Origin of the sequence: Rhizobium mulingense, assembly GCF_029194105.1 — a bacterium.
GTDB lineage: Bacteria > Pseudomonadota > Alphaproteobacteria > Rhizobiales > Rhizobiaceae > Rhizobium > Rhizobium mulingense.
On record NZ_JARFVE010000004.1, the window covers coordinates 504,379 to 517,119 of the forward strand.

General features: G+C 60.5%; 13 protein-coding genes and 1 pseudogene. 8 read left to right on the forward strand and 6 right to left on the reverse strand.

The features are described from left to right. Positions 1 to 110: 110 nt before the first annotated feature. The gene (znuA, locus tag PYR71_RS11310) at positions 111 to 1,130 is read right to left on the reverse strand and encodes a zinc ABC transporter substrate-binding protein ZnuA (protein WP_275619409.1); all 1,020 of its coding nucleotides are present in this window, start codon (positions 1,128 to 1,130) and stop codon (positions 111 to 113) included. A 101-nt stretch (positions 1,131 to 1,231) separates the two neighbouring features. On the opposite strand from znuA, the gene znuC reads away from it, so the two are divergent. From znuC to PYR71_RS11325, 3 genes are read left to right on the forward strand one after another with little or no spacing between them, the layout of a single operon-like run. Beyond that, a complete protein-coding gene (gene znuC / locus PYR71_RS11315) occupies positions 1,232 to 2,137 on the forward strand; it encodes a zinc ABC transporter ATP-binding protein ZnuC (protein WP_275619410.1) in 906 nt (301 codons plus the stop codon). Further along, positions 2,130 to 2,945, forward strand: coding sequence for a zinc ABC transporter permease subunit ZnuB (gene znuB / locus PYR71_RS11320; protein WP_275619411.1), 816 nt, complete (start codon positions 2,130 to 2,132; stop codon positions 2,943 to 2,945). The genes znuC and znuB overlap by 8 nt, the downstream gene beginning before the upstream one ends. Next, complete coding sequence (locus PYR71_RS11325; protein ID WP_004679676.1) at positions 2,942 to 3,340, forward strand: Fur family transcriptional regulator; 399 nt, start codon at positions 2,942 to 2,944, stop codon at positions 3,338 to 3,340. Before znuB ends, PYR71_RS11325 begins: the two co-directional genes overlap by 4 nt. Positions 3,341 to 3,868: 528 nt before the next feature. Here PYR71_RS11325 and PYR71_RS11330 read toward each other — a convergent pair. Beyond that, positions 3,869 to 4,882, reverse strand: a complete 1,014-nt coding sequence (locus tag PYR71_RS11330; RefSeq protein ID WP_275619412.1) for a putative sodium/potassium/calcium exchanger — start codon at positions 4,880 to 4,882, stop codon at positions 3,869 to 3,871. A 191-nt stretch (positions 4,883 to 5,073) separates the two neighbouring features. Here PYR71_RS11330 and PYR71_RS11335 point away from each other — a divergent pair, with 191 nt between their 5' ends. Further along, positions 5,074 to 5,646: a transglutaminase-like cysteine peptidase gene (locus tag PYR71_RS11335; protein ID WP_275619413.1), complete on the forward strand. Its 573-nt coding sequence runs from the start codon at positions 5,074 to 5,076 to the stop codon at positions 5,644 to 5,646. 386 nt (positions 5,647 to 6,032) lie between these two features. After that, on the forward strand, positions 6,033 to 6,434 hold the full coding sequence (locus PYR71_RS11340; protein ID WP_275619414.1) for a hypothetical protein: 402 nt from the start codon (positions 6,033 to 6,035) through the stop codon (positions 6,432 to 6,434). 217 nt (positions 6,435 to 6,651) lie between these two features. Here the strand turns inward: PYR71_RS11340 and PYR71_RS11345 are convergent, their stop codons facing one another. Further along, a complete protein-coding gene (locus tag PYR71_RS11345; RefSeq protein WP_183912936.1) occupies positions 6,652 to 7,182 on the reverse strand; it encodes a gamma carbonic anhydrase family protein in 531 nt (176 codons plus the stop codon). A 13-nt stretch (positions 7,183 to 7,195) separates the two neighbouring features. Continuing rightward, positions 7,196 to 7,891 carry a fumarylacetoacetate hydrolase family protein gene (locus PYR71_RS11350; RefSeq protein ID WP_275619415.1) on the reverse strand — a complete coding sequence of 232 codons (696 nt, stop codon included), beginning with the start codon at positions 7,889 to 7,891 and terminating at the stop codon, positions 7,196 to 7,198. Between the two features lie 273 nt (positions 7,892 to 8,164). Between PYR71_RS11350 and PYR71_RS11355 the strand changes: the two are divergent. Then, positions 8,165 to 8,911: pseudogene (locus PYR71_RS11355) on the forward strand (nucleotidyltransferase domain-containing protein); the annotation flags it as partial. A 941-nt stretch (positions 8,912 to 9,852) separates the two neighbouring features. Here PYR71_RS11355 and PYR71_RS11360 read toward each other — a convergent pair. Both PYR71_RS11360 and PYR71_RS11365 read right to left on the reverse strand, forming a co-directional pair. After that, positions 9,853 to 10,833, reverse strand: coding sequence for an SDR family oxidoreductase (locus tag PYR71_RS11360; RefSeq protein WP_275619416.1), 981 nt, complete (start codon positions 10,831 to 10,833; stop codon positions 9,853 to 9,855). A 161-nt stretch (positions 10,834 to 10,994) separates the two neighbouring features. Then, positions 10,995 to 11,552 carry a DUF308 domain-containing protein gene (locus PYR71_RS11365; protein WP_275619417.1) on the reverse strand — a complete coding sequence of 186 codons (558 nt, stop codon included), beginning with the start codon at positions 11,550 to 11,552 and terminating at the stop codon, positions 10,995 to 10,997. 142 nt (positions 11,553 to 11,694) lie between these two features. Here PYR71_RS11365 and PYR71_RS11370 point away from each other — a divergent pair, with 142 nt between their 5' ends. Together PYR71_RS11370 and PYR71_RS11375 are read left to right on the forward strand one after the other, a co-directional pair. Next, on the forward strand, positions 11,695 to 12,282 hold the full coding sequence (locus tag PYR71_RS11370) for a TetR/AcrR family transcriptional regulator (RefSeq protein ID WP_275619418.1): 588 nt from the start codon (positions 11,695 to 11,697) through the stop codon (positions 12,280 to 12,282). Positions 12,283 to 12,338: 56 nt separating this feature from the next. After that, entirely contained in the window at positions 12,339 to 12,725 is a 387-nt protein-coding gene (locus tag PYR71_RS11375) for a SecDF P1 head subdomain-containing protein (RefSeq protein ID WP_275619419.1), read from the forward strand. Positions 12,726 to 12,741: the final 16 nt, after the last annotated feature.

Below are 12,741 nucleotides of genomic sequence, written 5' to 3' on the forward strand. Positions count from 1 at the left end.
TACCTCGTTGATATTAATGTTATATCATAACTTACGCTAAGCCGAAAAAAGGCGGAACGGGGTCATCCGCCTCTTTCCGCCTCAGCTGTCTCCAGGAGATTGCACGGCAATCATGCGCTGGAGAGGCAAGCCCTCATGCTCTCGGCGATGCCGCGCATGAGAGTGAAGTAGAGGTCGGGGCCGGCCTTCAGCGTCGCCGCTTCGGGGTCGAGCACGCCGGATCTGGCGCTGGTGCCCTCGATGACGACATTGACGAGGCGCGGCTCGAATTGCGGCTCGGCAAAGACGCAGGTTGCGCCGAGTTCGCCGACCTTGCGGTGGATTTCCGAAACGCGCTCGGCGCCGGGAATGGTTTCCGGGCTGACTGTAATCGAACCTGCGACGCGGATGCCATAGCGGTGCTCGAAATATTGGTAGGCGTCGTGGAAGACGACGAAAGGCTTGTCCTTGACGGGCGCGATAGTGGCCGCGATCTCTTTGTCCAGCGCCGTCAGCCTGTCGTCCAGCGCCTTGGCATTGGCCTGATAGGTCAGCGCATTGGCGGGGTCGGCGGCGACCAGCGTCGTGGTGATCTCGGCGGCCATCGCCTTGGCATTCATCGGGTCGAGCCAGAGATGCGTGTCGAAGGCGCCGTGGTCGTGGTCATGATCATGCTCATTGTCATGCCTGGTTTCGGCGGCATGGTCGTGATCATCGCCATCACCATCGTCATGCGGTTCGAAAGCGCCGCCCTCGCGGAAGGGCAGCTTGACGAGGCCGGGCGCCTTGTCGAGCTCCGCGATGCTTGCCTTCGAGCCCAGTGCCTGCAACGGCTTTTCCAGGAAGGCCTCGAGCCCGGGGCCGGTCCAGAAGATCACCTTGGCTTCCTGCAGGGCGCGCGCGTTCGAGGGCTTCAGATTGTAGGTATGCGGGGAGGCGGCGCCATCGACGATCAGCTCCGGTTCGCCGACGCCCTGCATGATCGCCGCAACCAGCGAATGGATCGGCTTGATCGAGGTGACGACAACAGGCGCGTCGGCCGCCCGCATCGTGCCGGCAAAGAGCAAAGCGGGGATCGCCAAAGCCGGAATGGAGAGGACTGCCGGGATATTGAAGGCCCACGTTTTCAGAGGCCTCAGGGCGCGTTTCATCAGGTGCTCCGCTTGAACTGCAAGTGTTATGTTATTACATCAATTGCGTTATGCTATAACGTGTGCAATAGCAGGATGCAACAGCGCTGTCGGAAAATTTGATGCTCTCTCCCGCAAACAAGAAGGGCGAATCGCTGGTTTCGCTCGAGAATGTCGGCGTCCTGCGCGGCGGCCGGTGGCTCGTGCGCGGCGTCGAGTTTTCCGTGTCACGCGGCGAAATCGTCACGCTCATCGGGCCGAACGGCTCCGGCAAATCGACGAGCGCCAAGGCGGCGATCGGCGTGTTGAAGCCGGACGAGGGCAGGGTCGAGCGGCTGGCCGGCCTCAAGGTCGGTTATGTCCCGCAGAAGCTTTCGATCGACTGGACGCTGCCGCTTTCGGTGCGCCGGTTGATGACGCTGACCGGCCCGCTGCCGCAGGGCGACATGCAGGCAGCCCTCGGAGCCGCCGGCATTGCCCATATGATCGATGCCGAGGTGCAGCATCTCTCCGGCGGTGAGTTCCAAAGGGCGCTGATGGCGCGCGCCATTGCCCGCAAGCCCGATCTGCTGGTGCTCGACGAGCCGCTGCAGGGCGTGGATTTTTCCGGCGAAATCGCCCTTTACGACCTAATCAAATCGATCCGCAACGCCAGCGGCTGCGGCATCCTGCTGATCTCGCACGATCTGCACGTCGTCATGGCGGAGACCGACACGGTGATCTGCCTCAACGGCCATGTCTGCTGCCGCGGCACCCCAGAGGCCGTCAGCCGCAGCCCGGAATACGTGCGCCTGTTCGGCAGCCGTGCTGCCCAGACGCTTGCCGTCTACAGCCATCACCACGATCACACGCATCTGCCGGACGGGCGCGTGCGGCATGCCGATGGTTCCGTGACGGATCATTGCCATCCCGAGGACGGCCATCACGCACATGACGGGCATGGGCACGCTCATGGCACCCATGAGCACGCACACGATCATGCGCATGAACACGCCCATTCCCGCAGCGGGGAGGGCCGCCATGCTTGACGATTTCTTCGTGCGCGCCGTCCTTGCCGGTGTCGGCCTGGCGCTGACGACGGGGCCGCTCGGGTGCTTCATCATCTGGCGGCGCATGGCCTATTTCGGCGATACGATCGCCCATTCGGCGCTGCTCGGCGTGGCGCTGTCGCTGCTTTTCGAACTCAACCTGACGCTCGCCGTCTTCGCCGTCGCCGCCCTCGTCTCGGTGCTGCTGCTCTTCCTGCAGAAGCGTCAGGCGCTGTCGGCCGATGCGCTGCTCGGCATCCTCTCGCATGCCACACTGGCGATCGGCCTCGTCATGGTCGCCTTCATGAGCTGGGTCAGGATTGATCTCATCGCCTTCCTGTTCGGCGATATCCTTGCCGTCTCCAGGACAGACATCGCGATGATCTGGGGCGGCGGCTTGTTCGTGCTCGCGGCGCTCGCCTGGCTCTGGCGGCCGCTTCTGGCGGCAACCGTCAATGCCGAGCTTGCCGAGGCCGAGGGGCTGAGACCCGAGCGGGCGCGGCTGTTCTTCATGCTGTTGATGGCCATCGTCATCGCCATCGCCATGAAGATCGTCGGTATCATGCTGATCACCTCACTGCTGATCATTCCGGCGGCGGCGGCACGGCGTTTCTCGGTCACTCCGGAGATCATGGCAGTGTTCGCCTCGCTGATTGGCGCGGCGGCCGTCGTCGGTGGGCTGTTCGGTTCGCTCACCTATGACACGCCGTCAGGTCCTTCGATCGTGGTTGCGGCGCTCATTCTCTTCATTCTCAGCCTGCTTCCCGTCAGGCGCCATCGCGCGGTCGCGCAAGGACAAGGCTCATGACGACACCGCAACTCACCAAGAACCAGTCGCTGGTTTTCGACGTGCTCGAAAAGGCGGAAGGCCCGCTCAGCGCCTACACCATCCTCGACAAGCTTCGCGATCATGGCTTTCGCGCGCCGCTGCAGGTCTACCGTGCGTTGGAGAAACTGCTCGAATATGGCGTCGTGCACCGGCTGGAAAGCATCAATTCCTTCGTCGCCTGCGCCCACCCGGGCGAGAATTGCCACAGCCACGGCATTGTCGCTTTCGCCATCTGCGAAAGCTGCGGCCAGGTGATGGAGTTCCACGACCATGAAGTTGACCATCGGCTGATGGCCTGGGTGCGCGGGCAGAAGTTCAAGCCCGAGAAGACAACGATTGAGATCCGTGGCCTGTGCGAGGCTTGTGCGGCGTAAGTGGTAAAACTGTCGTCGGCATCTTATCCCATCACGCCGAGCGAATATTAAGGGGGAGTGCTCACCTCCCACCTCATTCCTGTGACGAGCACAGAGTGAGTGGGGATGTGTGTTGTCCGCCAGATCTACTGTGGCGAAGGAAGACAGCTTTTTGCCTAGGTCAGACTAGACGATCGCCTGGCGCTCGCCAAAGGGCATGTCGTCAGGCTCGGATGCGGCGGTGGCGGAGATCGGGTTGATCGCCTCGACTATGAGAGTCTCCTGCTGGCAGGGCGCCGGCCCGCTGTTCCCAGGATTTAAGCAGGGGAGCGGGCGTCTGGCCGATGAGACTCATATCGAGCGCGGGCGGCAAAACACAAGGTCGATCGCCAGACTATGGTCTGGAATCTGCCTGAGCAGCCCGCCTGGTTCGCCGCCATGTCCTTTTTCAGAGAACGGTAATGGCCGGCGATTGAGGTTCAAGCCGATGATCCAGGAAAGGTGAGGCCGGAGACCGGCCTTACCTTTTGCGTTTCTACGATGACAAGCTCAGTTCGGTCCGCCCTTGCCGGAACCGCCTTTGTCGCTCTTACCAGAACCGCCGTTGTCGGTCTTGTCGGAGCCGCCATTGTCGCTCTTTTCGGAACCGCCGTTGTCGCTCTTGCCGGAGCCGCCATTGTCGTTCTTGTCGGAGCCGCCATTGTCGCTCTTGCCGGAGCCGCCGTTGTCGCTCTTGTCGGAACCGCCATTGTCGCTCTTGTCGGAACCGCCGTTGTCGCTCTTGCCGGAACCGCCGTTGTCGCTCTTGTCGGAACCGCCATTGTCGCTCTTGCCGGAGCCGCCGTTTTCGTTCTTGCCAGAGCTGCCATTGTCGCTCTTGTCGGAGCCTCCATTGTCGTTCTTGGCGGAACCGCCGTTCTCGTTCTTGCCAGAGTCGCCATTGTCGCCCTTGCCGCGACCGTCGTTCCCACCTCTACCGTGATCTTCCTTGCCGCCGTGGATGTCCTTTCCATGGCCGTCCTTGCCGTGCCCGTGATCCTTGCCGCCCTTGTCGCCGTGGTTGCCTTTCCCATGGCCATCTTTGCCATGATCGTGATCTTTGCCGCCCTTGCCGCCGTGATGGCCGTGGCCGTGGTCGTTGTCGCCGGTGTTGTTACCGGTGTCGTCACCAGTATTGTCGCCAGTGTTACCACCGGTATTGCCGCCGGTGTTGCCGGTGTTGTCACCAGTATTATCACCGGTGTTGTCACCAGTGTTGTCGCCGGTGTCGTTTCCGCCATCATCCGCAACCTGATTGCCACTGCCACTATTGCCACTGGACTCGGCAGTAGGACTGGTGCTCGACGTCTTCTGGCCGCCGCCGATGCCTCGGCTGCCGCGATCGCTGTCGTTCGGGTTGAATTTGCTGCCGGCAATTGATTTGGTCGGCATGCACAACCGGTATTCGAGCGTGCCGCGCACGGCGGTATTGCAATTAACGACTGCCGGGGCTGCCATGGTCAAGCTGCTACTTGCCATAAGGAAAGCAACGGCGACGCTGAATTTCGATGCTCTGCTGCGCATTTCAATCGTCTCCCAAGGGTTAACTGGAGGTTAATGGGGAGAGCTTCTATACTAACGATCTATTAACGGAAAGAATAAACGATGGTTAATCTGTCTTGATTAGATATTACGGTTAAATTCGCAAGTATAAAATTTTAATAAATTTTTATCCCGACCGTGTTATTGTGAAGGCGGAAATAAGGGAATCGGCTATGAAGCGTCTACTTTCTCTCGCTGTCATTTTGTCCTTTCTTGTGCCTTTTCAGGCTGTTGCTGGATCCTCTTTGCCTGTGATGAGAAGTATCGGCGCGCCCGTGGGGTTTGCGGCGGCCTGCGCCAAGTACAAGTGGCTGTGCGGCAGGGTGGCGGCTCAACAGCCGCACGACGCGGCAGGCATAGCGCTGCTTCAAAAGGTCAATCGGGCGGTCAATGGACGCATCATTCCCGCGGAAGATCGTCCGTCTTCCCACGGAGATGTCTGGTCTCTGCCGGTTGCCGGCCGGGGCGACTGTGAGGACTATGCCCTCCAGAAGATGAAAGACCTGATCGACGCTGGTTTTCCGTCAAACAGGCTGGCGCTTTCAGTGGTCATTGGCCCGCATGATCAAAATCACGTCGTTCTTATTGCCCGCACAGACGGTGGCGATTACGTGCTCGATAATCTGTCCAGCGCCGTCAGGCTCTGGCGCATGACGGGCTATACGTTTTTGGCCACCCAGGATTTTCAGTCGCGAACCGGCTGGCGGGTGACACTTGCCGGTCCCCGCGCCGGCGAATTCTCCTGAACCCCGCGCGTCGTGCAAACGCAAGATGCTTGGCGAGCCAGTGCGCTCGACTGCAAACTGGCCCCGTCTTGCGGATCGAAAGTCTCCTGCGCCATTCCGCGGTGTCTCGATGCCGCCGAACGGCGGAGACTGGTGCGGCTTTCGGCCTTATCGGGACATTTCAAGCCTGAGTGGCGAGGCGCATGAACATTGCTGCGCGCGAGAGGGTGAAACGGGTGCAGGTCGCTGTAAATTCGACGAAGAATTGTGCATCCGAAAGCGGCGTAAAACGTGGACGATGTAAGAATCGGAAACACTTTGTGACTAAGTGCCTCCAAAAGCAGCGTTTTTTGACTTGCTGCGCAAGAGGACTTGAAGGATATTGCCCAGACGTTGAGGACGCCGTCATGATCAGAATGATAGAAGACCCTGCCGAACTGGCTGGCGAAGACATCACTGGCAAATATATTCTCCGCAAGCTGAACTATCATTGGTTCGCTTACGGCAAGGCGGCCATTGTGACCGCCTGCAAGGGAACGATCCTCCACCTCGATCGGGAGGAAACGGTCTATTCCGAGCGTTGGGGCCGTCGCGCATATACGGGGACCGGCAAGCGTTACCCCGGTGGCATCTGTCCCATTTCGGCGGTCGCCTGTGTTTGCGATACGCCCGATGATGTCAATGCGGTCATTCAACTGGATGTCGAAGCGCAGGACGAATTCTATCAGTTGATAGCCAAGACGGAAGCCAGGGTTCGGGCGCTCGTCGCCTCGTCTGGAGCGAGCCAGTTCATGGAAGCCGCCGAATAAGGATTTTTTTCAGCGTTATTGCTTATTACCTCAACGGCAACTGCGGACAACGTGGCTGTTGACTACGGAGGCGGCGCTGAAATCAGCGTCGACGTCACGCAAATCGATTGCCGGGCGGCGATTATGTTCTCCGGCAGGCAGGCCGCGCTTCTCTCCGCCTTCATCCTGAAGCGCCCGCAGGGCTTCGAAAGGCGAGGGCGGCACCAGCCCCCGCCGATCACCCGATCTGCTTCAGATCCCGCGCAAAACGCTGCCAATTCTTCACATAATTCTCCGCCGAGCGGCGGATGCTTTCGATAGCCTTCTCATCGAGCCCCCGCACGACACGGGCGGGGGCGCCAACGATCAGTGAATTATCCGGAAATTCCTTGCCTTCGGTGACGAGTGCATTGGCGCCGACCAGGCAGTTATTGCCGATCTTGGCGCCGTTCAGGATGGTCGCGCCCATGCCGATCAGCACATTGTCGCCGAGCGTGCAGCCGTGCAGGATGGCGTGGTGCCCGATGGTGCAGCTCTCTCCCGTCGTCAGCGGAAAGCCCATGTCGGTATGGGCCGTCACGCCTTCCTGGATGTTGGTGCCGGCGCCAATGGTGATCTTCTCGTTGTCGCCGCGCAGCACCGCGCCGAACCAGATGCCGACATTCTCGCCGAGTTCGATATCCCCGATGACATGGGCATCTGGGGCGATCCAGTGAAGCCCGGCAGGCGGCAGTTTCGGCGTCAATCCGCCAAGAGCGTAGATCGGCATGATTTCCTCCCGGTCAGACGACCTCGACAGACAGCGTCGCGACGCCGTCGATGCCGCAGGTAACGCGGTCGCCCTTCGACACCGCGCCGACGCCGGCTGGCGTGCCGGTCATGATGACATCGCCGGGCGCCAGCACGAAGAGTTTCGAGAGTTCGGCGATGATCTCCGGCACCTTCCAGATCATCCGGTTGAGATTGCCGTCCTGGACGCGCTTGCCGTTCTGCTCCAGCCAGATCCGGCCTTCGCCGGGATGGCCGATGCGGCTGGCCGGCACGATCGGCGAGACGGGCGCGGAATGTTCGAAGGCCTTGGCCAGTTCCCAGGGGCGGCCGAGCTTCTTTGCCTCACCCTGAAGATCTCGGCGGGTGAAATCGATGCCGACGGCATAGCCGTAGATGCAGTCGAGCGCTCGGCCGGCTTCGATGTTTGCACCGCCCGATTTCAGCGCCAGCACGCATTCGACTTCGTAATGTACGTCGTTCGAGAGCGGCGGATAGGGAAAGGCCTGCCCGGCCGGCAGCAGGTTGTCGGCATTTTTCTGGAAGAAAAAGGGCGGCTCGCGGCTGGGGTCATGGCCCATCTCGATCGCATGGTCGGCGTAATTGCGGCCGACACAATAAACGCGGCGCACCGGAAAGCGCTCGTCGCTGCCGTCCACCGGCAGCAGAACCGGTTGCGGAAGCGGGATGACGGTGGCGGGATCGGACATGGGCGGGCTCTTCCTGTTGACGAGTCTTTCCCTCATCTTAGACGGAAAACGGCGGGGCGGGGAAGCATTCTCGGCAGATTGACGCTATCGCTGCCGCGCGATATCCTCGCCGCCATGAAAAGGATGTTTGCAGTTTCGACGTCTACGACCACCGCCTCGGCGGTGGGTGGCGACGCGTGAACTGAATTCCGTTCATTGCTGCTGAGGCCCAACCCGCCGGAAACGAGCGGGTTTTTGTTTGCCCGCTCGCCTCCCGCATTCAAGGACGAGATCATGGACGAATTGCAAAGAGACAATCTTGCGGAGCAGGTGCTCGCTGCCGCCCGCCGCTGCGTCACCAACCGTTACGTCGGGGCGGCTTTCGCTTACGCCACCGGCTCCCTGATGCGCGGCGAAGGGACGGCGTTTTCGGACATCGATCTCGTCGTCGTGTTTCCGTCGCTGGAAAGGGCCTGGCGGGAATCCTTCACGCATGAGGGCTTCCCGGTCGAAGCCTTCATCCACGACGAAGAGACGCTGGCGCACTATCTTCATGCCGATGCCGAGAGCGGCTGCCCGATCATGGTCAACATGGTCGCCACGGGTCGCATCGTGGGGTCGGATATCGAGCGTGCGCGCCTGATCCAGGCAAAGGCGGCGGGTGTGCTGGCCGCAGGACCGAAGCTGCTTGCCGGCGCAAGCTACGACATGTTGCGCTATCAGGTCACCGATTTGGCCGATGACCTGCGCGGTGACCGCTCGCCGGAGGAAATCGCCGCCATCGCCGCAGCTCTCTACCAGAAGCTCGCCGATCTGATTTTGCTCGGGCGCGGCGCATGGAGCGGCCGCGGCAAATGGGCGCCGCGTCTCATCAGGAAGCTCGATGTGCAGCTCGCAGCCGAGTTCGACGCTGCATTCAGGCTGGCGGCGCAGGGTGACGGCAGCCAGATCCTCGCATTGGCTGACCGCGAGCTCGCTTTGCACGGCGGCCGCTGTTTCGACGGCTTCAGGCAGGAGGCCCCGCTGGAGGCGCGGCGGCTGAATAGGGACGAGGAAGCCGCGCCATTGGTCTCGTCCGAGGGCGTTGCCAAGGCGCTTGCGTCCACGAGAGCCTCATCCTGAGGTGCCCCGCAGGGGCCTCGAAGGGCGAGGCGGGTGCACCGGGGTGATGGAGACAAGGAGCAGCGTTGGCGCGTGTCCTTCGAGGCTCATGCCTTTGGCCTGCGCACCTCAGGATGAGGAACCTTGGAGGATGCCCGCCTAAGCATAGGCATCGGAGAATGCCGCTTTACCCTCGACAGACAGGCAAGATCTCGGATCTGGGCAAGGATAGGATGTCTGCTGCCGGACCAGCCGTGAGGCGGCCCGCGCCATTGCAATGAGCTGCCGATTGGATAAGGTGAATTGTAATATTGTTAAAACCATAGGATGAGAAGAACAATGCCGGGTTCGCGATTGTTCAGAGCAAGCCATATTCTAATTTCCATACCGTCCGTAACTTTGGGTCTGTCCGGATGCGTTACCAGCAAGGATGGTGTTCAAGTCTCTACCGATCATAGCCGCGCCGTGAGTGGAGAGCGGACAAAAATGGGCCAGTCTTACAATCTGAATGCAGACTGCACCGCTTCGACAATGCCGAGCATAAAACTTGTGCAGCCTCCCGCGCATGGATCGGTAGAATTCGTCAGCGAAAAGATTCTCTCACATTATCCGACAGGCGCCCCTCAGATCAGGTGCAATTCCAGGAAATCTCCTGGCGTGTCCGAATATTATACTTCCAATAGCGGATATTCCGGAAAGGATATGTATAAGGTGAGGGTCTCCTACGGCGAAGGGACAATCAAGGACGTCACGGTCAATATCAATGTAAGAAAGAAATAGAGCAGGGCGGGCCTTTTTCGGCCGGCCATTCTCATCGACAGACGAGGCGGTGGCGCCTCCCGCGGCCGGTTGTCGCCATCTGTTCACGCCCGCGGAATATCCTAGCCTAAAGCGCCTTGATCGGCGCAAATCCTGTCGATCAGGGCATCCAGCTCACCCCTTGGCGGCCGGCTTTTGGCCAGGCGCTGCTTGAGGTGCATGATCGAGTCGGCGAGGATTTCGTCGAGGCTTTCGGCGCAGGTGAAGTCGCCCGCCACGCGCTTGACCTTCGAATTGTCGAAGATGGCAGTCCACGCCTTGTCGCCGAGGAGCGGGCCGATCCATTCCGCGTTGTAGCGGATCAGCGTGTCCGTCGGCACGTGGACGATCTTCGCCTCGACGCCGAGCAGCCTTGCGATCGTCTTCTGGATGTCGTCCCAGATATGCGCGCGGTCGGAGGTGATATGGAAAATCTCGTTCAGCGCCGCCTGCTTGCCGAACAGGCCGACGAAAGGCACGGCGAAATCGACTGAGCGGGTCAGCGTCCAGGGCGTGTGGCCGTCGCCCGCCACGATGATGGGCTCGCCATCCAGCATGCGCCTTGCCATGATGTCGCTGTCCCCCATCATTATCGGCAGGCCGGTGCGCACGGTGTGGCTGGGGCGGACGATCGTCCAGGCGAGGTTGGCGGATTTCTTCAGTAATTCCTCGCAGGCGATCTTGGCCTGGCTGTAGGGCCAGTAAGGATTGATCGCCGGCGTCTCCTCGGTGATCACATAGTGACGCGGCGGCTTTTCATAGACCGAGGCTGAGGAGATGAAGATGTACTGGCCGCAATTGCCCGAGAAGACCTCGATGTCACGGGCGACTTGATCGGCCGTGAAGGCAATGAACTGGCAGACGACGTCATATCCGGCCCTGGCGAGATCGGCGTAGGCGCTCGATCCCAGTTCGCCGACGATCGAGGTGACGCCGGCGGGCAGGGCGGCATCTCTCAAACCGCGATTGTAGACGCTGACATGGTGGCCCGCGGCGACGGCGCGCTCGACGCAGGGATAGGAGATCTGGCCGGTGCCGCCGACGAAGAGAACTTTCAAAGCCATGGGAGTGACCTCGGGGTCTATGGGCGGGGACTGTGATCACCCTTCATAGCGCGAAAGAATGTCATCGTCTCCAGCAAATCTCCTGTATCGCCGAGATCTTGGAATGGGCCGATGCGGCCTGCTGCGGCGGCAAGTTTGCCGCCACAAGAACGGGATGGCGCCTATGAATGCGCCCTGCGGTAGACTGCGACCGCGAGCCAGACCGAGGAGAGCAGGAAGTAGAATGCGCCAAAGCCTGCATAGGGCACTATATCGAGGATCGTCGGCGTGGCGGCGCCAAGCGATCGGCCGATCATGAAGCCGCCAGCGAGGACGGATTGCGCGCCACTGAGGATCATCACCCATTGGGCGCCCTGGGTGCGCCAGCGCCTCACGCCGGTATAGAGCTGCAACAGACCGGAGAGAATGGCCCAGGCCCCAAAGACGGCGAGGACGGCATGGGTGCCGACGCCAAGAGCGATAATGACGGCGAGCGCCGTGACCGTGCTGACCGCGACGTTCAAAGTCTGCGACGGGTTGGAGCGCAGGCCGCCATTGACCCGGGCGTCGACCAGATTGGCAAGCGCATCCCACAAGGGATAGCTCACCAGCAGAAAGGCCGCCGCGCCCGGCTGTCCGGCAAAGGCAATGGCGGCGGCAATCCAGATGACCGAGAATGCGGCGCGGGTAAAATAATAGGATCGCAGCCACTCGGACTGGTTGTAAGATTCGGTTTGCATGGGAAGGTTCTCCTTGTTTTGTCTACCTACTAGTAGGAAGGTAACAAGATGAAGTCAACGTGGTTTGCGGACACCTTCGTGTGAAAGGGGAGAGCGGAGCGCCAGGGCTTGACAATCTCCCTACCAAAAGGTAGGCGGCGTTATGAAATCAATGGCCTCCACCTCGGACAAAATTCTCGACGTCGCCGAGTCGCTCATCGTGGCGGGCGGCTATAACGGCTTCAGCTATGCCGACATCTCGGCCGCGATCGGCATCCGGAAGGCGAGTATCCACCACCATTTTCCTGCGAAGGCCGAGCTGGTCGCGGTGCTGGTGAATCGTTATGCCAAGCAGGCGGAGGCGGGTTTGCAGTCTTTGCGCGAGCGAACCGCAAGCCCTGCCGATCAGTTGCAGTTCTACGTCGACTACTGGCGTTCCTGCATCGAGAACGCCTCGCAGCCTTTCTGCGTCTGCGCCATGCTCGCCAGCGAAATGCAGATGCTGCCCGACGAGGTGGCATCACGGGTGCGCGCCCATTTCCGAAACCTGGCGGCATGGCTGACCTCGGTGCTAAAGGCCGGCGTCGAGCAGGGGCTGTTCCGGCTGGACAGGCGGCCGGAAGAGCAGGCCCAGATGCTGATGGCTTCCGTTCATGGGGCGATGCTGTCGGCGCGGGGTCTCGGCGATCCTGGATTGTTCATCGCGGTGGTTGGACCAGAGGTCGCGAAGTTGCGGGCAATTACTCCTTAAGGCACTGCCGTCAACGAGGCATGCGAGCAGATTAAGGCCGGGATCGGAGTGATCGAATGAGAACAAAAATAGCTGCGTTTATCTTTTCTTGCTCAGTTTCATGGGCGGGTCTCGCGATAGCAGAAACTGTTCAATTGCAGGTCGCGAGCGGAGAAGTGGTTGCGCGGTCAAGCCAAGAGAATCGACTTCGGCTGACCCTTACCTCTGACGGCTCCCGAAATTTTTCCGAATTTACCGCGCGTCATGTCGGCAAGAACATAGATGTCTTGATTGACCATAATATCGTTTTATCGCCGCACCTAAATGACCCGGTTCTGTTTTCTGGACGGCAGCTTCAGATCGAATTCCCAGCGAAAACATCGGGTGCCGAAAACATGGTGGCCATCGAAAAGCTGGTTTCCGGAAAGGTGATCCTTGAGCTCCGGTCTGGTGGCTCCGAATAGATAGCGGTCTCCCACG